We start from the raw sequence: 21,936 nt of genomic DNA, 5'->3' as shown, positions 1-21,936 counted from the left end.
ACCAGAGTGGAATGAGGAGGACGGGGAGCATGCTGGTGAAAGAGCGCGCATCGTGAAAATCGGAATGGTCTGTCCGTACTCGTTTGATGTCCACGGGGGCGTGCAGGCGCATGTCGCTGAGCTCGCAGCTGTCCTCATCGAGATGGGACACACCGTCAGCGTGCTGGCGCCAGCCTCGGATGACGTGGAGTTGCCTGACTACGTCGTGTCAGCTGGACGCGCGGTGCCGATTCCGTACAACGGCTCGGTGGCTCGGCTTCGGTTCGGGCCTGGCGCGTACTCACGGGTGCGTCGATGGCTGTCGGAGAATTCGTTCGACGTGGTGCATCTCCACGAACCGAACGCGCCGAGCTTGTCGATGCTCGCGCTCACCCTCGCCGACGTCCCGATTGTCGCGACGTTTCATACGTCGACCACAAAATCGCTCGCCCTCAGCACCTTCCAGCCGGTCTTGCAGCCGCTGCTAGAGAAGATTAACGGCAAAATCGCGGTGTCCGAATTGGCCCGCCGCTGGCAGATCGAGTCGCTGGGCTCTGACGCGGTCGAAATCCCCAACGGAGTGCGCGTGGGTTTCTTCGCGACTGCCCGGCCGCTGCCAGGCTATCCGCGCCCGGGTAAGACAATTCTCTTTCTCGGGCGCTATGACGAGCCGCGCAAAGGCATGTCAGTGCTAGTCGACGCGCTGCCAGAACTCGTGCGAAAACACCACGATCTTGAGGTGCTCGTCGTCGGTCGTGGTGACGAGGCCGCGTTGCGTACACAGCTGGGTGATCTTGCACGGCACTTCCGCTTCCTTGGGCAAGTGTCGGATGCAGAGAAGGCGTCCGCGCTGCGCAGCGCGGACGTGTACTGCGCACCGAACACTGGGGGCGAGAGCTTCGGAATTGTTCTTGTCGAGGCCATGGCGGCTGGCACACCGGTCGTCGCAAGCGAACTCGATGCGTTCCGGCGCGTACTTCGCGATGGCCGGGCGGGATGTCTGACGCGGACGGGAAGTGGGCCGGAGCTCGCGGCTGGGATCGACCGGATGCTCAATGACGACGCTTACCGCGCGGAAATTATCTCGGCGGCCAGCGTCGCCGTGCTGCACTATGACTGGAGTGTTGTCTCGCGGCAGGTCTTGCGGGTTTACGAGACAGTGGTAACAACATCACCTGCGCTGCCGAAGCCGCTGCGGCGTGCCTGAGATGATTACGAGCCGGTGCATGACGGGAGCTAAGCAGTGACGTCCTGGTGGTTTTTGCTCCTCACAGCTGTGGTGGTGGCAATCGTCGTCGTTGCGATCGCCTGGATCATGACCACGGCAACGCGGTTAGACCGGCTGCATATCCGCTATGAGAAGGCGTGGCAGGCTCTTGATGCCGCGCTCGCCCGCCGCGCGGTTGTGGCCCGATCGATAGCCGCCGTGTTCGTTCAGGCGGACGAGCGCACCGAGAGCGCGCCGGCCACCGCGTCGCCGTACGGCAAGGCGAACCAGCTCGCAATTCTGTCCGCGCGCGCCGAACGCGCGGACCGGGACCAGCGTGAGGATGCCGAGAACGCGCTTTCTGCGGCGCTGTCGCAGGTTCGGCCAGAGTGGCTCACGCCGCAACTCGCTGCCGAACTTGCAGATGCGGAAGCGCGCGTGCTCATCGCTCGTCGTTTCCACAACGATGCGGTGGGCGACATCGTCACGCTGCGCAGCAGACGGCCGGTGCGCTGGTTGCGGTTAGCCGGTACGGCGCCGAATCCCCGGCACTTCGAGATCGCGGAGCGCGAGCTGTCGCCCCAGTTCGACAGTGCTGCGCCACGGGCGTCCGCGCGCGTTGTGCTCCTCGATGACAGTAATCGCGTGCTTTTGATGCGCGGCACGGATCCGCAGGGTTCTGGTGAGTTCTTCTGGTTCACCGTCGGTGGCGGGGTGGAACCGGGTGAGACGCTGCGCGACGCGGCTCTGCGGGAGGTGCGGGAAGAAACCGGTCATCAGCTCGCTCCCGACGATCTGCTCGGTCCGCTATGGAAGCGCACAGAGGTTTTCACGTTCAATGGTTCGGTGATGCGGAGCGAAGAGGAGTTCTTCGTCGCCCGTACTCCCGCATTCACACTGTCAGCCGACGGCCTGACCGATCTCGAAAACACCGTGGTGCACGACTATAAATGGTGCACCCCACCGGATATGGAGAGCTTCGTGCGGGCCGGAGAGAAGGTGTACCCGGAAGACCTTCCGCGACTTGTGGACGAGGCTGTTGCCGTCGCGGACGGCGCTGCCGTCACGGCAACACCGCGGCGCATCTTCTAGCTCGCTGTTCAGCGGACAGCGAAATGGTGGGCCGCAGCGCGGATCGCCTTCGCGGTTTGCGCGGCGGACCTCATAGGATGAAACATCGACAACAACCAACTCGTCGCCATTTGCAGGAGAGACTTCCGTGAGCGCAACCCCCACCAATTCATCAGATGCGGCTATGCCCGTCACCGGCACGGGCCGTGTGAAGCGCGGCATGGCTGAAATGCTCAAGGGGGGCGTGATCATGGACGTGGTCACTCCCGAGCAGGCCAAGGTCGCGGAGGATGCGGGCGCCGTGGCCGTCATGGCTCTCGAGCGCGTGCCGGCTGATATTCGTGCCGAGGGTGGTGTTTCGCGGATGAGCGATCCTGACATGATTCAGGGCATCATCGAGGCCGTGTCGATTCCTGTCATGGCGAAGGCGCGTATTGGGCACTTTGTCGAAGCTCAGATTCTCCAGAGCCTCGGGGTGGACTACATCGACGAGTCGGAAGTGCTCACCCCGGCTGACTATGCAAACCACATCGACAAGTGGCAGTTCACGGTGCCGTTTGTGTGCGGTGCTACCAACCTCGGTGAAGCGCTCCGCCGCATCGCTGAGGGCGCTGCGATGATTCGCTCCAAGGGCGAGGCAGGCACCGGTGACGTGTCGAATGCCACTACCCACATGCGGGAGATCGGCGGCGCGCTGCGCCGTCTGGCCGCGCTGAGCAAGGATGAGCTGTTCGTTGCGGCGAAGGAGCTGCAGGCCCCATACGACCTCGTTGCTGAGGTCGCTGCGACGGGCAAGCTGCCCGTGGTGATGTTCACCGCTGGCGGCATCGCGACGCCGGCAGACGCGGCGATGATGATGCAGCTTGGGGCTGAGGGCGTGTTTGTCGGCTCCGGAATCTTCAAGTCAGGTGATCCCGTTAAACGCGCGGCCGCTATTGTCAAAGCGACGACGTACTACGACGACCCCGACACGCTTGCTGAGGTGTCGCGCGGACTGGGCGAGGCGATGGTCGGCATCAACGTCGACGACCTCCCACAGTCGCACCGTTTGGCTGAACGCGGCTGGTGAGCGGGGTCGCCGACATTACTGACGGGAGTTCGCGCATATGGCGAGGATCGAAGAAGTCCTTGAGCTCGAGCAAATCGACCGGGACATATATCGGGGCGCACCGATAGAAACGATCCTCCAGCGCACATTCGGTGGCCAGGTAGCGGGGCAATCTCTCGTCTCCGCCGTGCGCACTGTCGACCCGGAATACCAGGTGCATTCGCTGCATGCCTACTTCCTGCGTCCGGGTAAGCCGAAAGTCCCGACTGTTTACCGGGTGGAGCGGATCCGCGAGGGCCGTTCCTTCCGGACCCGCAGGGTCAACGCCGTGCAGGACGGCGAAATCATCTTTGTGATGTCCGCGTCTTTCCATCGCGGCGATGAGGGCATCGAACACTCGGATCAGATGCCGCCCGTCCCCGCCGCTGACGAATTACCAGATCCCCAGAATCATCCAAAATACCGGGATCGCTGGGAACTCAAAGAATGGTCGAATTGGGACCTTCGCATTGTTCCGAAGGAACAGACCGAGTTGCACCCGCGCCTCGCGTCCCAGCAACGAGTGTGGATGCGCTACCGTGCGCCGCTACCGGATGATCAGACAACGCACGTCTGCACGCTGGCGTACATGAGCGACATGATGCTGCTGGGTTCCGCGCTGGTGCCGCACCCGCGCGCGCAGGTGCAGATGGCGTCGCTGGACCACGCCATGTGGTTCTTCCGGCCGTTCCGTGCGGACGAGTGGCTGCTGTACGACCAGGTATCGCCATTCGCAGGCGGCGGCCGCTCGTTTACGCAGGGCCGCATCTTCGACGTCAACGGGACGCTGGTCGCTGCTGTTGCGCAAGAAGGTCTGACTCGCTGGCTGCGGAATCCCGATGAAGATGGCGCCCATGCGTGAGAACGGCCACCGTCGTCGAGCGACTATTCTGTCTCGGTGATGTCCACACCGGTGATTGGCGTCCTGGCGCTGCAAGGTGATTTTCGTGAGCATATCGCTGCTGTTGAGGCATGTGGCGCGCGCGCAGTCGGGGTGCGCAGGAGAGACGAGATCGAGGCGATCGATGGCCTGATTGTTCCGGGCGGAGAATCCACGACAATGAGTCGGCTCCTCACAGTGTTCGACCTGCTGGAGCCGCTGCGTGCGCGGCTCAAAGACGGCTTGCCCGCGCTTGGGTCCTGCGCCGGAATGATCATGCTGGCCAGTGAGATTCTCGATACGCGCCCCGACGCCCAGCATCTCGACGCACTCGACATCACGGTGCGCCGAAACGCCTTCGGCCGTCAGGTCGACTCTTTCGAAGAGGACATCCACGTCGACGGTATCGACGGTGGCCCCGTCCGCGCGGTCTTCATCCGCGCGCCGTGGGTTGAGCGTGCGGGGCCGAACGTCGAGGTGCTTGCCCGAGTGGAAGCTGGGCCAGCACAGGGCCGCATCGTTGCTGTGCGGGAGGGTGCTGTGCTGGCTACCTCGTTTCACCCCGAAGTGACGGGTGATCGCCGCATCCATGAGTTGTTCGTGAAGATGGTGCGCCGTTCCGTGTCGTCAAGCGGGTAACATCGGCTGACTGAACCACTCCGTTGACTCCCGCTGCCACCCGTAGTCCCGGGGGCACGCACCACTGCTGGAAGGGATGTGCCAAGATGAGCGGCCACTCCAAATGGGCCACCACGAAGCACAAAAAGGCCGCGATCGATGCCAAGCGCGGCAAACTCTTCGCCAAACTGATCAAGAACGTCGAGGTCGCGGCCCGGACGGGCGGCGGTGACCCTGGCGGCAATCCCACTCTTTACGATGCGATTCAGAAGGCGAAGAAGGCGTCGGTCCCGAACGACAACATCGAACGGGCGCGCAAGCGCGGCTCAGGTGAGGAAGCCGGCGGTGCCGACTGGCAAACCATTATGTACGAGGGTTATGGCCCGAATGGCGTCGCTGTGCTGATCGAGTGCCTCACGGATAACCGCAATCGTGCGGCCGGGGAGGTGCGAACCGCGATGACCCGAAACGGCGGCAACATGGCGGATCCGGGATCGGTGGCGTACCTCTTCTCCCGAAAGGGCGTGGTCATGCTCGATAAGGCGGACCGCGGGGAGGACGATGTGCTGATGGCCGTTCTCGACGCCGGTGCCGAAGAGGTCAACGATCTCGGTGAGAGTTTCGAAGTAGTGTCCGAGGCCGGCGACCTTGTGGGCGTGCGCACGGCATTGCAGGAAGCGGGTATCGACTACGATTCGGCGGAACTCAGTTTTCAGCCATCTGTCAGCGTCGCAGTCGACGCCGACGGCGCGCGCAAGGTGATCAAACTGATCGACGCGCTTGAAGACTGCGATGATGTGCAGAACGTCTACTCGAATGTTGATATTTCCGATGACGTTCTCGAGGAACTTGACGCATAACGACCTGGCGTCACCCAGGGCGTTGCTTCCACTGATTGACGGCCACCTCCAGTAGGCTATCGAACGAATGTTCGCAGCTGGTGGAGTGGCTCGAAGGAGGCGGAATGCGCGTCATGGGTGTCGACCCTGGGTTGACCAGGTGCGGGCTCGGGATTGTCGACGCGGGCAGTGGCCGCCAGGTAACACCCGTTGCGGTTGAGGTAGTCCGCACGCCGCCGGACCTCGAATTGTCCGCGCGGCTGCTCCGTATTGCGATTGCCGCGGAGGAGTGGATGGACCGGCACCGGCCAAACGTCGTGGCGGTCGAGCGGGTTTTCTCCCAGCACAATGTCAGTTCGGTGATGGGCACGGCCCAAGCCGGCGGCGTCGTTGCGCTAGCCGCTGCTCGGCGGGGCATTCCTGTCGCGTTTCACACCCCGAGCCAAGTTAAAGCAGCGGTTACCGGCAATGGTTCAGCCGGGAAGGAACAAGTGATCGCGATGGTCACGAGAATTCTGAGTCTGCCGGAGTCACCGCGGCCGGCGGACGCGGCGGACGCCCTTGCACTCGCGATCTGCCACTGCTGGCGTGCCCCCATGCTTGATCGCATGGCTCAGGCGGAAGCTGCCGCGGCGGCAGCGCAGCGCAAGTACAAGGCACGGCTGGCGGCGGAGCGCCGCGCGCGGAAAAACGTCAGTCGGCTGCAGTCAGGTGACGCACACGTCAAGGGGATCACATGATTGCCTCGATCCGGGGTCCTGTTTTGTCGGTCGGACTCGACCATGCAGTTATCGAGGCTGCGGGTGTGGGTTACCGAATCAACGCGACACCTGCCACACTCGCCACGCTATCGCGCGGCGGCGAAGCCAGGCTTATCACCACGATGGTGGTCCGCGAAGATTCGATGACGCTTTTCGGCTTCCCCGATGAAGAGTCGCGCGAACTCTTTGCCTTGCTTCAAACGGTCACCGGTGTTGGTCCCCGACTCGCGATGGCGGTGCTTGCGGTGCTTGAGCCCCAGCTCTTGCGGACGGCACTTGCGGCCGGCGACGTCAAAGCGCTGATGAAGGTGCCCGGTGTTGGAAAACGTGTAGCCGAGCGGCTGGTGGTCGACTTGCGTGACAAGGTCGGCCCGCTCCCGGCAGCGGGCACCCAGGGCTCAGACGCGTCGCTTGCCGGGTCGGCGGGCCTTGGTCCCGTGCACGATCAAGTCGCCGAGGCGTTAGTCGGGCTGGGCTTCAGCGCGGCGCAGGCTGAACAAGCCACGGCCGCTGCGGTGCAGCTGAAGCCGGACGCGTCGACATCTGATCTGCTGCGCAGCGCATTGTCGTCACTAGGGAAGACGAAATGAGTAATTCGCCCGCTCCTGAAGATTCTGGTGCACGGCCGGTTTCGCCTGGGGTTATCGATGGGGACGGAGATGTCGAAGGCAGCCTCCGGCCGCGAAGTCTGCGGGATTTCGTTGGACAGCCGAAGGTCCGTGAGCAACTGGACCTCGTTTTGTCTGGGGCTAAACAGCGAGGCGCTGCGCCCGACCACATCCTGCTGTCGGGCCCACCGGGGCTCGGCAAAACGAGCCTCGCGATGATTATCGCTTCCGAGCTGGGAACATCGCTGCGGCTCACGTCGGGCCCGGCGCTGGAACGCCCGGGTGACCTCGCGGCGATGCTCAGCAATCTCGTCGAGGGCGACGTTCTGTTCATCGACGAGATTCACCGTATCTCGCGGCCAGCGGAGGAAATGCTGTATCTGGCGATGGAAGACTTCCGTGTCGATGTGGTCGTCGGCAAGGGGCCAGGAGCAACGTCGATCCCGCTTGAAATCGCGCCGTTCACACTGGTCGGCGCCACTACACGGTCAGGTGCTCTTACCGGACCGCTGCGGGACCGGTTCGGTTTCACCGCACACATGGACTTCTACGATGCGGGTGAATTACAGCGCATTCTCCTGCGTTCCGCGCAGATACTGGGCGTGCGTTTGAAAGAAGACGCCAGCGCGGAAATAGCACGCCGTTCACGCGGTACACCGCGAATTGCCAACCGGTTGCTGCGGCGAGTGCGCGATTACGCGGATGTCCGCGCAGACGGTGTGGTGACAATTGAGGTCGCACGGGCGGCGCTGTCGGTCTACGACGTGGATGATCTAGGGCTCGATCGACTCGACCGCGCTGTGCTTCTCGCGCTGGTGAAAAGCTTTAACGGCGGACCGGTCGGTGCCGCGACACTCGCCGTCGCCGTGGGTGAAGAGCCAGCCACAGTCGAAGAGGTGTGCGAACCGTACCTCGTGCGGGCGGGTATGCTCGCGCGCACACCCCGCGGCAGAGTCGCGACGGCGGCGGCCTGGGAGCACCTGGGCCTGGTTCCGCCGCCTGACACGACTGTCGCGGGAATAGCCGTGCGGGAGCGAGCAGAACCTGCATCACTGTTCGACGCGGGCGAATTGTGATCGATGATAACTCGGCATCACGCACGGTTGATGGCACACTGGTGTACTGGTCGGGCGACATCCGCCTGAGCCTGCAGATACCTCGACTCAAGGATTGACACACTGATGGAACTGCTCCTGCCGCTACTCGTACTCCTCCTTCTGGTTCCGCTTTTCCTTTCAGTGCGGCGGCAGAAGAAGGAAGTTGATCGTCAGCGGACGCTGCAGGACGCACTCACCATTGGGGACCGGGTGATGACGACGTCAGGTATGTACGGTGAGGTCGTGGCACTGGGGGAGACCACCGTAGATATTCAGATAGCACCTGGCGTGGTAACGACATGGCTGCGCGTTGTGGTGCGCGACATTGTGACTGAAGAGGATGCTGAGAGCGCGGCGGCCGGATCGGCCCAACCCGCTGACACCACTGAGGCTAGCGGATTTGACAGCCCCGAAGGATTCGACCAGCGCGGTCCGGAATCAGGCAGGCAGTAACGCGGCACCGCTCCGGCCTATGACGGGCCGGTCACTAGCCACACTGTCAAGGAGAAGAGTTCGTGGCAACGTCGAATCGACGGAGATTCCCGCTTCGAGTGCTGAGCGCCTTCGGAGTGATTTTCACACTGTGCTATCTGCTTGTGTTCTTCACGGGGGACCGCGGCACGACGCCGCGGCTTGGTGTTGATCTACAGGGTGGTACTCGTGTTGTTTTGACCGCAGTCACACCGGACGGGTCGAGGCCCAGCGAGGACGCGCTGCGTCAAGCACAGCAGATCATCTCGACCCGCATCGATGGGCTCGGTGTCGCAGGTTCGGAGGTTGTCGTTGACGGCGACAACCTGGTGATCACGGTTCCTGGACAAGACGGAGCGCAGGCGCGCACACTCGGCCAAACAGCACGTATGTTCGTGCGGCCCGTCATTACCTCGCAGCCAGCACCAGATGCGCCAGCGCCGGAAGATGCTGACACAGGACTCGCCCCGGACGACGACGATGAGCCGGTCGCTGCGGCTCTCGACCCGGAAGAGCTCGCTGCGCAAGTAAGCGCCGCTCGAGACTTGCGCCAGAGTGAAGACCCCGAGGTCCAGCAACAGGCTCTCGCAGAGCATGAGTGCGCACCTAACGACGTACTCGCGGGAAACGACCTTCCCGACTTGCCGCTTGTGACGTGCAGCAGTGACGGAACGTCGGTGTACCTCCTCGGACCTGTCTTCCTTGAGGGTGAGGACATAGACAGCGGCAGTGTCACCGACGGCTACAACCAGCAGCAAGCGCGGTGGGAGGTGTCATTCCGCTTCCAGGGCGAGGCGGGACGTTCCTGGGCGACGTTCACCCGAGAAAACGTGGGGCAGCAGGCAGCCTTCGTGCTCGACACCGCGATCGTCAGTGCACCGGTGATCCGCGAACCCACGCCCGCGGGCAGTGCGACCTCGATCTCCGGAAACTTCACACAACAGGAAGTCCGCGACCTCGCTAACCAGCTGCGATACGGCGCGCTGCCCTTGTCATTCGAGTCCTCTCAAGCGCAGACTGTCTCCGCAACCCTGGGGCTCGCCTCGCTTGAAGCCGGGTTGATCGCGGGCGCGATCGGCATGATCGCGGTGCTGATTTATTCGCTGGCCTACTACCGCCTGCTCGGGATCGTTGCCGCACTCTCGCTGGGTCTGGCAGGGCTTCTGGTGTACGGCATTCTGGTGCTGCTCGGCCGATACATGAACTTCACGCTGGATCTCGCCGCTATCGCCGGTTTCATCATTGGTATCGGCATGACCGCCGACTCCTTCATCGTCTTCTTCGAGCGCATCAAGGACGAGATGCGGGAAGGACGAAGTTTCCGCTCCGCGGTGGAACGCGGTTGGCAGCGAGCGCGGCGCACCATCTTGACGGGCAATGCCGTGTCGTTCCTTGCCGCTGCGATTCTGTACATCCTGGCCGTCGGCCAGGTGAAGGGTTTCGCGTTCGCGCTTGGCCTGACCACAATCATTGACCTGGTCGTCGTGTTCATGGTGACGTACCCAATTCTCGCGCTCGCTACGAAGTCGAAGCTGCTGGCCAACCCGCGATTCAATGGGCTTGGTGCGATCACTCAGGTGGCGCGTGAACGGGCAGCGCTGGCGAAGACGCCCGCTGCGGCTAAGGAGGCGCAGGTATGACCGGTCCCGATGTGACGACAACGTCACCGATCCCGGAGGACGCGCCGCGCCCCGAAGACATGCCCCGGCACGGCTTCCTGTACGGTCTCTACACCGGTACGGGTGCTTTCAACATCATCGGCCGCCGCAAGTTTTTCTTCCTTCTCACCGCCGTACTCGTAGCGATCTCCATCGCTGGAATCCTAGTGCGCGGCTTCACCTTCGGCATCGACTTCGCCGGTGGTACCCGTGTCGAGCTTCCCGCCGGTCAGATCGAAGTTACCGAAGCGGAAGAGGTGTTTTCCGAAGCGATCGGCATCAGCCCGACAGTGACACAGGTCGTGGGCACGGGTGCAACAGCATCCATCCAGATCAGATCGGAAGCGCTCGACGAGCCGCAGATCCAAACGGTGCAGCGAGCCCTGTTCGATGCGTTTCAGCCTGTGGACGAAACGGGCACACCGAACATCAACGCCATCAGCGTCTCTGGAGTCAGCGAAACCTGGGGCGGCCAAGTAACCGAAAAAGCGATTATCGCGCTGATCGTGTTCCTGGTCCTGGTGTGCGTGTACATTTCTTTGCGCTTTGAGTGGTACATGGCGCTCGCGGCGATCGCGGCAGTCATCTTCGACCTGACCGTGACCGCAGGGGTGTACGCGATCGTCGGCTTCGAAGTCAGTCCCGCGACGATTATCGGTCTCCTGACGATTCTCGGTTACTCGCTATACGACACGGTCGTCGTGTTCGACAAGGTGCAAGAAAACACTCGCGGGGTTCTGCAGACGCACCGACGAACGTACGCCGAGCAGGCAAACCTGGGTGTGAACCAGACCCTGATGCGTTCGTTCAATACCTCGCTCATCAGTATTCTGCCGATCGCTTCACTCATGATCGTGGCAGTCTGGATGCTCGGTGTGGGCACCCTCAAAGACTTGGCCCTCGTGCAGCTTGTCGGCATTCTGGTCGGCACGTATTCGTCGATCTTCTTCGCCACACCGCTGCTGGTGTGGATGAAGGAACGGACCGAAGAGGTCCGCGAACATTCGCGTTTGGTGCTGGAAAAACGCGCAGAGCGCAATGGGGTCCCGCGCGGCGCCGCGGTCGCTGTCGGCGGGACCCCAACTGCTGCGTCGGCAACTGCCGAGACAACTGGCCCAGCGGTCAGTGCAGAATCCAGGGTGACCGCACCGGACGCCCAGTCTTCCGGCCGCCGCGGGCGCGCGCCGAGCCCGGGTGCACGGCCGACGGGCAAACGAAAGCGGTGACAACTCTCCGGGAAGGACGGCCGGGAATGAGCACACAGTCCAGGTGGCGGCGAGTGAAGGCAGGCACGGCCGCGACCGTGGCCGTCATTGCTGTGGGCGGGCTGGTCAGCTGCGCAGAAGGGGATCAGCAGCGCGAGGTCACGCTCGGATACGGCGTGGACGCGCCGATCACGACCTACAACGCGAACACCGTCAGCGGAGCGTTATCCGCCGCTCCTGCGGTATTCGGGCGCACCCTGACCGGCCTTAGCTATCCCGGACCCAACGGCACGCCGATCGAGGATCGCGATTTCGGAACCATCGAACAAGTGCCTGGTGAAGCTTTTGTCCTCCATGTGACAATTCGGGACGAGGCGGTGTTCTCCGACGGTGAACCGATTACCTGTGACGACTTAGTACTCACCTGGGCAGCGGGCAGCGGGCGGTTCACATCTCCCGGTCCCGAAGACGGCGAGTCAGAGCGACTCTTCGACGCCGCCAGTGACTGGGGGCTCGCCGACATAGAGAACGTCGTGTGTGAGCCAGGCACAAAGCACGCCCGCGTAGAGCTGCGCGAGGGCCGTCCCTTCGCTGAGTGGCGCTCACTCTTCGCGGCGACCACCGTGATGCCGTCGCACGTCGCGGCCCGGGTCACCGATGTTGACATCGTTGCGGCAGTCAATGAGGGGGATGTCGACGCGCTGACGAGGCTGGCGGACTTCTGGAACAACGGGTGGGCGCTCCAGCCCGGTGAGCTGGACCTCTCACTGTTCCCGTCTTCGGGGCCGTACATGATCGAATCATTCACCGCGGAGAGCGGGCTTGTACTGACTAGCAACCCTGCGTGGTGGGGCGATCCGCCGCGAACGCCCCGCATACAGATCTTCACGGGCCGCGATATCCGCGAGGCGGTCGGCCGCGGTGACATCCAGGTGCTCGATACCGGTGCCGGATCGCTCGCAGGACTGGAGACCAACGGGTTTACGGAACAACCGGTCGGCGGGATGAACGTCGAACAGCTGATCTTCAACACGCGGGGCATTTTCGGCAACGTCGATGCGCGGCGGGCGTTTGCCGCGTGCCTGCCGCGGCAGCGAATCGCTGATGACGTCATTGCGCCGTTGTATGGCGACGACGACGAATTGAGCGGCCGGTACGGCCGTGTCGCAGGGTCCCGGGTCATGCCCCCAGGCATGCCGGGATACGGCTTCGTTGCTGGTGGCGGCCAGCAAGCGTTCATCCAGCCGGATGCGGAAGCTGCACGTGCATTTCCTGAACTTGACGGCGCCCGTATACGGGTCGGCTACATCGGGCCGGACCGGCGGCGCGAAGAAACAATCTCCTTCATCGCGCGCACGTGTAGTGAGGCGGGAATCATCGTGCAAAACATCAGCTCGCCTGCGTTTGATCCACGGTCGGCGATGGATCAAGGTGAAGTGGACATCGTGCTCGGCGGTGCGGGCGGTGTTCAGGGACCTGGTGGAGCCTCGCCAGCAGCGCAGCTGCTGACTTTCCACTCGAACAGCCCGCTGAACCTCGGGGCTTTCTCGTTCGACGCCATTGACGGCCTCGTCGCCGAACTCGCGGTGACTGGGCAGCAGGACGCACTTTTCGAGCGGCTCGCGGAGGCCGAGCGGGTTTCGTGGGACGAGCTGCCATCGGTGCCTCTTACAGCTCAGCCTCGGACTGTGGCGTCCGACGAATCAGTGGTGGGTGTGATCCCAAATCCGACACGCGCAGGAGCGGGCTGGAACATGGACAAGTGGGTTCGGGGTTAACGGTGACCGACACTGATCCACAAGACGGGGTCGGCGCACGCTTGTCCGAAGAGGTGGCGGCGCATATCGCGAGGCTGACCCGAATCGTTCCTGACTTCCCGCAGCGGGGTGTGACATTCGCTGATCTGACCCCGGTTTTCGCCGATCCGGCTGGCTTGCGCGCAGTCGTCGAGGGACTCGCGAAAGCGGGACAACGCGGTGACGTTCGGCACATCGACCTAGTCGCCGGAATCGACTCACGCGGGTTCCTGCTCGGTTCCGCTGTCGCGCTGAGGCTGGGCACTGGGGTGCTCGCCGTCCGGAAGGGCGGTAAGTTGCCTCCACCGGTGCATACGCGGGCGTACACCCTGGAGTACGGCACTGCCGCACTCGAAATACCCGCTAGCGGAATACAGTTCACAGGTCAGCGCGTCCTGGTGATCGACGATGTGCTTGCTACCGGTGGCACACTGGCCGCAGCAATGGATCTGCTGAGGACCGCAGGTGCACAGGTCGCTGCGGCGGCAGTAGTGCTCGAAATCCCGGATCTCAAGGGGCGCGAACGCCTTGGAGGGGTACCACTGACGGTGCTGTCGAGCGGGTGAGGATTAGAGTTGCAGGAGAGTGGAAAGCAACTGTGACGCGTGGACTGGTTCCTTAGGTTATGAGGGCTGGCGAACGCGCGGGAGGTGATCGTGTGGGTCAAGATCCCGGATCAACGCGCTCGGGTTTCAGTTCGGGCCCCAGCGCGTCAGTGAGCCCAGCGAACCCCCATGGCGATGACACCGGCCAGCCGTCGGGGCAACCACCCGCACCGAAGTCACCCGGTTTCGTTAGCGCGCCGGCATCCGCATCTCGCCGGGTACGCGCGCGCCTCGCCCGGCGGATGACCGCCGGCCGCAACGCTGGCATCAAACCAGTGCTCGAACCACTCGTTGCAATTCACCGCGAGTTCTACCCGAAAGCACCGCTCGCGACTCTGCAGCGCGCCTACGACGTGGCCGAAGCCCGGCATTCCGAACAGGTCCGCAAGTCCGGTGATCCCTACATCACGCATCCGCTTGCCGTCGCGTCCATCCTGGCTGAGCTTGGCATGGATACCACAACGTTAATTGCGGCGCTGCTGCACGACACTGTTGAAGACACCGGCTACAGCCTGGATCAGCTCCGCGAAGAGTTTGGAGATGAGGTCGCGCACCTCGTCGACGGCGTCACCAAGCTCGACAAGGTCGTTCTCGGTTCGGCAGCGGAAGCGGAAACCATCCGCAAGATGATCATCGCGATGGCTCGTGATCCGCGCGTGCTGGTGATCAAAGTCGCTGACCGCCTCCACAACATGCGCACAATGCGTTTCCTGCCGCCCGAGAAGCAGGCGCGCAAAGCACGCGAGACCCTTGAAGTGATCGCGCCGCTCGCACACCGGCTTGGCATGGCTACTGTGAAGTGGGAACTTGAGGACCTCGCGTTCGCTATCCTGCACCCGAAACGGTATGAGGAAATCGTGCGGCTCGTTGCGGACCGTGCCCCCTCACGCGACATCTATCTCGAAAAAGTGCGCACGCAAATTAACGACGCGCTCGCTGCAGCCAAACTGAGCGCCGTGGTCGAAGGCCGCCCCAAGCACTACTGGTCGATCTACCAGAAGATGATCGTCAAAGGGAAAGACTTCGACGAGATTCATGACCTCGTCGGCATCCGGATTCTGTGCGACGAGGTTCGCGAATGCTACGCCGCAGTGGGCGTTGTGCACTCGCTATGGCAGCCGATGGCACAGCGGTTCAAGGACTACATCGCACAGCCTCGCTACGGGGTTTACCAGTCACTGCACACCACGGTGGTCGGCCCTGAAGGCAAACCGCTTGAGGTACAGATCCGGACGCAGGAGATGCACCGCACCGCGGAGTACGGCATCGCTGCGCATTGGCGCTACAAAGAAACCAAGGGCCGGCATTCGTCCGACGCGACTGAAGTCGACGACATCGCCTGGATGCGTCAGTTGCTCGACTGGCAGCGTGAGGCCGCCGATCCGGGCGAATTCCTGGAATCGCTGCGCTATGACCTCGCGCTCAAGGAGATCTTCGTTTTCACGCCGAAGGGTGATGTGGTCACGCTTCCGGTAGGTTCGACGCCTGTTGACTTCGCTTATGCCGTCCACACGGAAGTTGGCCACCGATGTATCGGCGCTCGGGTGAACGGCCGTCTCGTGCCGCTGGAACGGAAGCTCGACAACGGTGAAGTTGTTGAGATTTTCACGTCGAAGGCCGCGAACGCGGGACCCAGCCGTGACTGGCAGAGCTTCGTTGTTTCGCCACGTGCCAAAACGAAAATCCGGCAGTGGTTCGCAAAGGAGCGCCGGGAGGAGGCGCTCGAAGCAGGCAAAGACGCGATAGCGAAAGAGGTCCGCCGGACTGGCTTGCCGTTGCAGCGAATCCTCAGCGGTGACCTCATGGCCGCGACGGCACGCGAATTGCGCTACCAGGATGTGGACGCGCTGTACGCCGCGGTGGGTGAGCATCACGTGTCGGCACAGCACGTGGTGCAGCGGCTCGTGGCTCAATTCGGCGGCGTCGAGGTCGCCGAAGAAGAGCTCGCTGAGCGGTCAACGCCCTCCTCGATGCCGAAACGGCAGCGCCGCACTGCGGGCGATGTGGGTGTGGAGGTGCCAGGTGCGGATGGCGTGCTCGTGAAGCTCGCGAAGTGCTGCACACCGGTACCAGGTGACGACATCATGGGTTTCGTGACACGTGGCGGCGGGGTCAGTGTGCACCGTACGGACTGCACGAACGCCGGCTCGCTGCGCGCCGAGTCGGAGCGGCTCATCGACGTGCGCTGGGCGCCGTCCCCGCACTCGATGTTCCTTGTCGCCATTCAGATCGAAGCGCTTGACCGGCACCGCTTGCTGTCCGACGTCACGAAAGCCCTGGCGGACGAGAAGGTGAACATTCTGTCGGCGTCGGTGACGACGTCGGGCGACCGGGTGGCAATCAGCCGGTTTACGTTCGAGATGGGGGATCCTAAGCACCTGGGTCATGTGCTGAACGTGGTGCGCAATGTTGAGGGCGTCTACGACGTGTACCGAGTCACGTCAGCTTCCTAACCCGGCAGCGTGGATTCGTTTAGTCGTCCACAACAACGTTCATGATCTGCACCGTTTGGCGGGGGGAGCCCTGGTGCTCTGGTGTGGCGCCCGCACTCGCGATGTCGCTGACGATGTCGAGCCCGTCGGTTACCGTGCCGATCACGGTGTATACCGGCGTCAGCGGTGAATCGTCGTACACGATGAAGAATTGGCTGCCATTCTTACCGTCGTCCTGGCTGCGCATCGCCACAGTGCCACGCGGATAAGTTGTGCTGACATCGCGAGATCCGCCTTCCGCAGCGAGTTGATCCGCGGGGAACTCCTCATTGAATACGTAACCGGGCCCGCCAATCCCGGTGCCTGTCGGATCTCCGCAATGCAGTGTGTAGATGCCGCGGGTGGTGAGGCGATGGCAGATAGTACTTGTGAAGTAGCCCTGATGGGCGAGACTGACGAAGCTGTTCACGGCACAGGGTGATTTCGCGCGATCTAGAAGAACATCAATCGTTCCCTCACGCAACTCGATCCGTGCGGGCAGTGTGCCCGTTGCCGCAACGGGCTCGTCCGGCGGAAAGTCAACTGGCCTGGCCGCATTACCTGCGCGTTCGTACTGACAGCGCACCTCGTCGGGCAAAGGCTCGCTGCGCGCAGCGGCGACATCAAAGGGCGCCGTCTCGAGCGGCGCCGTCATAGCGGTGGGTGAAGCCCCGGTGGTCTGAGCACCGGGGCTGGTGTGCACGCCATTCGCGTCGGCGGTTTGTTCAGTGTCTCCCGCACACGAGGCGAGAAGCAATGCCGGTGCCGCGACTGCTGCGGCGACTCGGCGTGCACGCGTCATCGTGATCAGCCCCTGACCGTCACCGTGGAGATGTCTGCCGGGGCGTTGGGTGGGCCGTCGTTTTCCGGCGCACCGCCTGCTGCGACTTCGTCGATCACGCGGAGCCCCTCATCGTCGATAGTGCCGAAGACGTTGTACGCCGGCGCCAGTGGCGAATCGTCGTACACGAGGAAGAACTGGCTGCCGTTGGTGTTGGCCCCCGCATTCGCCATAGCGACCGTACCCCGCGGGTAGATGGTCTGGGTGAACATCATGTCCTCTTCAGACAGATCGGCGTACTGGTCGCGCGGAAACTCATCCGCAAACGCGTATCCTGGGCCACCGGATCCGGTCGCGCTGGGGTCACCACACTGCAACACGAAAATCCCGCCCGTGGTCAGCCGGTGGCACTCCGTGTCATTGTAGAAGCCTTGCTCCGCGAGGCTGACAAAACTGTTCACTGTGCACGGTGATTTTGCCCGGTCGAGCGTTAGGGTCACTGGTCCGCCGCTCATCTCCAGCGTGACATCGACGGTGCCTTCGGTGGGGACGTCGCTGGCCGGGGGCAGTTCCGCTTCGCGCGCCGCGGGCATCGCGGCCTCGGTGTAGGAGCAGTCGACGGTTGGGGGCAGTGCTTCGGCCCGGGCCGCTGGCAGCGCCTCAGGTTCCGGGATCTCCCACGGATCTTCCGTGGCCTCGGTCAGCGGATCGTCGGTGGCGGTTGTGTCCGTATCGTCCCCTCTGGTGACTGCGAAAACGACAGCCGCCGCACCGATGACGAGTACCGCACCGCCGACAACCGCAGCGATTGTGAGTTGTTTCTTGCGCCGATCGTGGTCAGCTCGCGCTTTCAGTTCTTGTTCGAGCTTGTTCTTAGCGGCTTCCCTGCGTTCCTGGTTCGACGGCACCGCAGCATGACCTCCCTCGTTAACGCCCGTATTCACGGAATTACCGCTTGACAGGCTAGCCGCCTACCCTGAGAAGTCAGACCAATAGGTCCCCAAGTGGGTCTCATGTCGATACCAGGGCGAGCCCGATTGGCTCACGAGGCCGAAATAGCAAGGAGTAGCGTGTGCGTGTGATGGGATTTCCAGCAGGGATGTTCCAGACCAACTGTTATGTCGTCGCGCTCGATGACGAGCAAGAATGCGTCGTCATCGATCCAGGCCAGGATGCTCTCGAACCGCTGAAACAGGTATTCGCTGAGCACGCGCTTTCTCCAGTCGCGGTTTTGCTGACCCACGGCCATCTTGATCACACGTGGTCGGTGCAGCCGCTCTGTGATGAGTTCGGCATCCCCGCCTACATTCACCCGGACGACCGGGAGATGCTTGCGCGACCGTCCACGGGTCTGGGGCCGCAATTGAGTGGGTTCGTGGCAGACAGTGACTTCACCGAACCAGGCACCGTCAAGGACCTCAGCGACGGGGACAAGCTGGAACTGGCTGGCATCGAGTTCACCATCGATCACACCCCGGGGCATACGCGTGGTTCCGTCGTTGCGCGAACGACGGTGGGTGGCGCCGGCACCGTGGACGGGCCGCGTGCAATCGTGTTCACGGGTGACACCTTGTTCGCGGGTTCGGTCGGCCGATCCGACTTGCCCGGCGGCAGCCACGAGCAGCTTTTGGCGGCCATCGCGGATAAACTTCTTCCCTTGGAGGACGACACCGTGATTTTGCCGGGACACGGTGGGACGTCAACCATTGGGCGTGAGCGCGCAGCTAATCCGTTCCTGCAGGACATCCGGTAGCAGAAAGTCGAACCAGCAAACGTGACAACCAGATTTTCAGCCCCCAAAGGGGTGCCTGACTACGTTCCGCCCGTGTCGTCTGAGTTCCTCGCGGTGCGGGACGGACTGCTCCACACCGCCCGTCTCGCGGGTTACAGCCACATCGAACTCCCGATTTTCGAGGATACGTCCCTATTCGCGCGCGGTGTCGGCGAGTCCACAGATGTGGTGTCGAAGGAGATGTATACCTTCGCCGATCGGGGCGGCCGGTCGGTGACTCTGCGCCCGGAAGGTACGGCGGGTGTCATGCGCGCGGTGATAGAGCATGGGCTAGATCGTGGCCAGCTGCCGGTGAAGCTCAGCTACGCGGGTCCGTTCTTCCGTTATGAGCGTCCGCAGGCAGGGCGGTACCGTCAGCTGCAACAGGTTGGAATCGAAGCGATCGGTGTCGACGATCCGGCCCTTGACGCGGAGGTGATTGCCGTGGCGGACGCGGGGTTCCGCGCCTTGGGGCTGGGCGGCTATCGTCTTGAGATCACGTCACTGGGCGACGACACGTGCCGTCCGCAGTATCGCGAGCGCCTCCAGGACTTCTTACTCGCGCTTGATCTCGACGAGGAGACACGGACCCGCGCTCAGCTGAACCCGCTGCGAGTCCTTGACGACAAGCGGCCGCACATCAAAGAGATGACCGCGAATGCACCGCTCATGCTTGATCACCTGTCCGAGGGCGCGAAGGCGCACTTCGACGAGGTCCTCGGCCACCTCGACCGGCTTGGCGTTTCCTACGTCATCAATCCACGGCTGGTGCGCGGTCTGGACTATTACACGAAGACGACGTTTGAGTTCGTCCATGACGGTTTGGGTGCACAGTCGGGAATCGGCGGAGGCGGCCGCTATGACGGCCTGATGGCTGAACTCGGCGGCCTGGAATTATCGGGAATCGGTTTCGGAATTGGCGTCGACCGGACGGTGCTTGCCCTCGCAGCGGAGCAGAGGACAGCGGGGGACACCGCTCGGTGCGAGGTGTTTGGGGTGCCGCTTGGGCAAGCAGCCCGGGAACGCATGGTTGTTCTGGCGCAAGAACTGCGCAGCGCCGGTATCGCCGTCGATATCGCTTACGGAAACCGCGGTCTTAAAGGGGCGATGAAGGCCGCGGACAAGTCAGGAGCGCGAATCGCGCTGGTCCTGGGTGATCGGGACCTCGCGGACGGGGTCGTGGGTCTGAAGGATCTTCGCAGCGGTGACCAGCGTGCGGTCGAATTCAGTTCCGTTCGTGACGAGGTGGTGGCGACTCGTGACTGATCTGCCACAGCCGGAGCCCGCACCTCCCGTGGCCCTCGATCTGGTTCGCCGTGACGTTGTCGTCCCGAAGCTGCGACGGATTGCGCTGATCTGTTTCGCAGTGGGTGCCGCGCTCGCACTGCTGGTGTCGCTGGTGAGTCAGCTCTGGATTGGTGTCCTGGTTGGCGCAGTAGTCGGTGGTCCGCCGGGTTTCGGCGCGCTGTTCGCGGCGCGCCGGGCGGCCTGGCTCGACGGCCGGACCGTGTATTCGCGCGGACTCACGACGAAGTCCGTTGATACGGGTGCGCTGCGGCGTGCGGAGGTTACCGTGCAGCCTGGGCGGTTCCGGCAGGTTCACCTGGTACTTCAGGACCATCAGAGCACGGTGACCGTGCACCTCGCCTTATACGGGACCGATCGCGGTGCGGAGCTAGATCTTATGGCGATCCGCCGGCTGGCTGACGTACTCGCGATGAGTGAATCGATCACGGCAGGCACCGTGTCACGCGTGCTAGTTGAGCACTTGCGGGCTGAGGCTCGCGGAGCTGCGCTGACTGAACGCCCCCTCTACCGCGCCGTGGAGCGTGCTGAATCGCAGAGAGGGCCCGGCGCGCCGCGTCCGGCAGCAGCCCAGGGAGGTCTGCAGAAGCCAAGCCGAACCGGCCGGGTTGTGCTAACAGACGCTGACCTAGTAAGCCTGCTTGACACCGACTAGAACACGTGTTCGAATTTGTGCGTGAGGTGGGACGCACAATCTTTGGCTGTCGACGACGGCGCGCTTCCCGGGCTGACACGTGCGGGTCTTGTGCGCAGCATCCAGGCACCGGAGTTTGACGGTGTGACGTTTCACGAGGTGCTGTGCAAGTCTGCGCTGAATCGGGTTCCCGAGGGATCGGCGATGCCGTTCAGGTGGACAGTTAATCCGTCTCGCGGCTGTACGCATCAATGCAAGTACTGCTACGCGCGGCCGACGCACGAGTATTTGGATTTCAGTGCGGGGGCCGATTTTGACCGCGAAATTGTGGTCAAGACGAACATCGTTCCGGTGCTGCGCAAAGAACTGCGCCGTGGCTCATGGCGCCGTGAGCATGTGGCCCTCGGTACGAATACCGATCCGTATCAGCGGGCCGAAGGGCGCTACCGGCTGATGCCGGGCATTATCTCTGCGCTGGCGGAGTCGCGAACGCCGTTTTCGGTGTTGACGAAAGGGACGCTGCTTCGGCGCGACCTGCCGCTGCTCAGCGCGGTGGCGCGTCACGTCGATGTAGCTATCGGGGTGTCGCTGGCCATCCTCGATGACGATTTGCAGCGGTCACTCGAGCCGGGCACCCCGGCGCCGCGCGCCCGGCTGGGACTCATCCGGGCTGTCCGCGAGGCAGGATTTTCCTGCGGTGTCATGGTCGCGCCGGTCGTACCGTACCTCACAGACTCCGCGGAGCATCTCGACGCCCTGCTCGCTGCGATTGCTGATGCTGGCGCGACGTCAGTCACCGTGCTGCCTATGCATCTGCGCGGCAGTACCCGCGGCGTCTTCCTTGAATGGCTGAGTGAGCACCATCCGTCGCTGATCCGGCGATATCGAGTGATCTACGGCCGCGGCGCTTACGTGAGTGCGGAGTATCGAGACTGGCTGCGCGGTCGCGTGACGCCACTAGTGCGGATGCACGGCCTGGCGGGGAATAGCTCCAGCGGATTTCGGAAGGTGGAGGATGCTGCCGATCGTCCCGCGGGAACGGCCCGGGGGAGTAGCGTTCCGGAGCCTGCGCTGACGCTCTTTTGACGCAAA

General features: G+C 63.1%; 21 protein-coding genes. 19 read left to right on the top strand and 2 right to left on the bottom strand.

Going from position 1 to position 21,936, the window contains the following annotated elements:
• Positions 1-52 precede the first annotated feature (52 nt).
• The 15 genes from ONR57_RS08110 (at position 53) to ONR57_RS08040 (ending at position 16,335) form a co-directional block, all read left to right on the top strand.
• A complete protein-coding gene (locus tag ONR57_RS08110) occupies positions 53-1,186 on the top strand; it encodes a glycosyltransferase family 4 protein (RefSeq protein ID WP_265122641.1) in 1,134 nt (377 codons plus the stop codon).
• Positions 1,187-1,222: 36 nt separating this feature from the next.
• Positions 1,223-2,278: an NUDIX hydrolase gene (locus tag ONR57_RS08105; RefSeq protein ID WP_265122639.1), complete on the top strand. Its 1,056-nt coding sequence runs from the start codon at positions 1,223-1,225 to the stop codon at positions 2,276-2,278.
• A 163-nt stretch (positions 2,279-2,441) separates the two neighbouring features.
• Positions 2,442-3,326, top strand: coding sequence for a pyridoxal 5'-phosphate synthase lyase subunit PdxS (gene pdxS / locus ONR57_RS08100; protein ID WP_265122756.1), 885 nt, complete (start codon positions 2,442-2,444; stop codon positions 3,324-3,326).
• A gap of 37 nt (positions 3,327-3,363) precedes the next feature.
• Positions 3,364-4,206, top strand: coding sequence for an acyl-CoA thioesterase II (locus tag ONR57_RS08095; protein WP_265122638.1), 843 nt, complete (start codon positions 3,364-3,366; stop codon positions 4,204-4,206).
• A gap of 39 nt (positions 4,207-4,245) precedes the next feature.
• Positions 4,246-4,863, top strand: a complete 618-nt coding sequence (pdxT, locus tag ONR57_RS08090) for a pyridoxal 5'-phosphate synthase glutaminase subunit PdxT (RefSeq protein ID WP_265122755.1) — start codon at positions 4,246-4,248, stop codon at positions 4,861-4,863.
• Positions 4,864-4,949: 86 nt separating this feature from the next.
• The gene (locus tag ONR57_RS08085) at positions 4,950-5,702 is read left to right on the top strand and encodes a YebC/PmpR family DNA-binding transcriptional regulator (RefSeq protein ID WP_265122637.1); all 753 of its coding nucleotides are present in this window, start codon (positions 4,950-4,952) and stop codon (positions 5,700-5,702) included.
• 104 nt (positions 5,703-5,806) lie between these two features.
• Positions 5,807-6,421 (top strand): crossover junction endodeoxyribonuclease RuvC, encoded by a 615-nt coding sequence (gene ruvC, locus ONR57_RS08080; RefSeq protein ID WP_265122636.1) that lies wholly within the window; start codon positions 5,807-5,809, stop codon positions 6,419-6,421.
• Entirely contained in the window at positions 6,418-7,032 is a 615-nt protein-coding gene (gene ruvA / locus ONR57_RS08075) for a Holliday junction branch migration protein RuvA (protein ID WP_265122635.1), read from the top strand. The genes ruvC and ruvA overlap by 4 nt, the downstream gene beginning before the upstream one ends.
• On the top strand, positions 7,029-8,126 hold the full coding sequence (gene ruvB, locus ONR57_RS08070) for a Holliday junction branch migration DNA helicase RuvB (protein ID WP_265122634.1): 1,098 nt from the start codon (positions 7,029-7,031) through the stop codon (positions 8,124-8,126). The genes ruvA and ruvB overlap by 4 nt, the downstream gene beginning before the upstream one ends.
• 105 nt (positions 8,127-8,231) lie before the next feature.
• Entirely contained in the window at positions 8,232-8,600 is a 369-nt protein-coding gene (gene yajC / locus ONR57_RS08065; RefSeq protein WP_265122633.1) for a preprotein translocase subunit YajC, read from the top strand.
• A gap of 62 nt (positions 8,601-8,662) precedes the next feature.
• Positions 8,663-10,258 carry a protein translocase subunit SecD gene (secD, locus tag ONR57_RS08060; protein WP_265122632.1) on the top strand — a complete coding sequence of 532 codons (1,596 nt, stop codon included), beginning with the start codon at positions 8,663-8,665 and terminating at the stop codon, positions 10,256-10,258.
• Positions 10,255-11,502, top strand: a complete 1,248-nt coding sequence (gene secF, locus ONR57_RS08055) for a protein translocase subunit SecF (RefSeq protein WP_374116413.1) — start codon at positions 10,255-10,257, stop codon at positions 11,500-11,502. The genes secD and secF overlap by 4 nt, the downstream gene beginning before the upstream one ends.
• A gap of 26 nt (positions 11,503-11,528) precedes the next feature.
• On the top strand, positions 11,529-13,259 hold the full coding sequence (locus tag ONR57_RS08050) for an ABC transporter substrate-binding protein (RefSeq protein WP_265122631.1): 1,731 nt from the start codon (positions 11,529-11,531) through the stop codon (positions 13,257-13,259).
• A gap of 2 nt (positions 13,260-13,261) precedes the next feature.
• A complete protein-coding gene (locus ONR57_RS08045) occupies positions 13,262-13,843 on the top strand; it encodes an adenine phosphoribosyltransferase (RefSeq protein WP_265122630.1) in 582 nt (193 codons plus the stop codon).
• Positions 13,844-13,992: 149 nt separating this feature from the next.
• A complete protein-coding gene (locus ONR57_RS08040) occupies positions 13,993-16,335 on the top strand; it encodes a bifunctional (p)ppGpp synthetase/guanosine-3',5'-bis(diphosphate) 3'-pyrophosphohydrolase (RefSeq protein ID WP_374116418.1) in 2,343 nt (780 codons plus the stop codon).
• Positions 16,336-16,354: 19 nt separating this feature from the next.
• Here ONR57_RS08040 and ONR57_RS08035 read toward each other — a convergent pair whose 3' ends face one another.
• The gene (locus tag ONR57_RS08035; RefSeq protein ID WP_265122628.1) at positions 16,355-17,155 is read right to left on the bottom strand and encodes a peptidylprolyl isomerase; all 801 of its coding nucleotides are present in this window, start codon (positions 17,153-17,155) and stop codon (positions 16,355-16,357) included.
• Positions 17,156-17,160: 5 nt separating this feature from the next.
• Positions 17,161-18,042, bottom strand: a complete 882-nt coding sequence (locus ONR57_RS08030) for a peptidylprolyl isomerase (protein WP_265122627.1) — start codon at positions 18,040-18,042, stop codon at positions 17,161-17,163.
• A 164-nt stretch (positions 18,043-18,206) separates the two neighbouring features.
• On the opposite strand from ONR57_RS08030, the gene ONR57_RS08025 reads away from it, so the two are divergent.
• From ONR57_RS08025 to ONR57_RS08010, 4 genes are read left to right on the top strand one after another with little or no spacing between them, the layout of a single operon-like run.
• On the top strand, positions 18,207-18,887 hold the full coding sequence (locus tag ONR57_RS08025) for an MBL fold metallo-hydrolase (protein WP_265122626.1): 681 nt from the start codon (positions 18,207-18,209) through the stop codon (positions 18,885-18,887).
• Positions 18,888-18,908: 21 nt separating this feature from the next.
• Positions 18,909-20,171: a histidine--tRNA ligase gene (gene hisS, locus ONR57_RS08020; protein WP_265122625.1), complete on the top strand. Its 1,263-nt coding sequence runs from the start codon at positions 18,909-18,911 to the stop codon at positions 20,169-20,171.
• The gene (locus ONR57_RS08015; RefSeq protein ID WP_265122624.1) at positions 20,164-20,865 is read left to right on the top strand and encodes a hypothetical protein; all 702 of its coding nucleotides are present in this window, start codon (positions 20,164-20,166) and stop codon (positions 20,863-20,865) included. Before hisS ends, ONR57_RS08015 begins: the two co-directional genes overlap by 8 nt.
• Before the next feature lie 21 nt (positions 20,866-20,886).
• Positions 20,887-21,930 (top strand): Rv2578c family radical SAM protein, encoded by a 1,044-nt coding sequence (locus tag ONR57_RS08010; protein WP_265122623.1) that lies wholly within the window; start codon positions 20,887-20,889, stop codon positions 21,928-21,930.
• Positions 21,931-21,936: the final 6 nt, after the last annotated feature.

This window comes from Hoyosella sp. YIM 151337 (assembly GCF_026041215.1).
Lineage (GTDB): Bacteria > Actinomycetota > Actinomycetes > Mycobacteriales > Mycobacteriaceae > Hoyosella.
The sequence above is the reverse complement of the archived record's forward strand: the minus strand, read 5'-3'. Positions and strand labels throughout refer to the sequence as shown.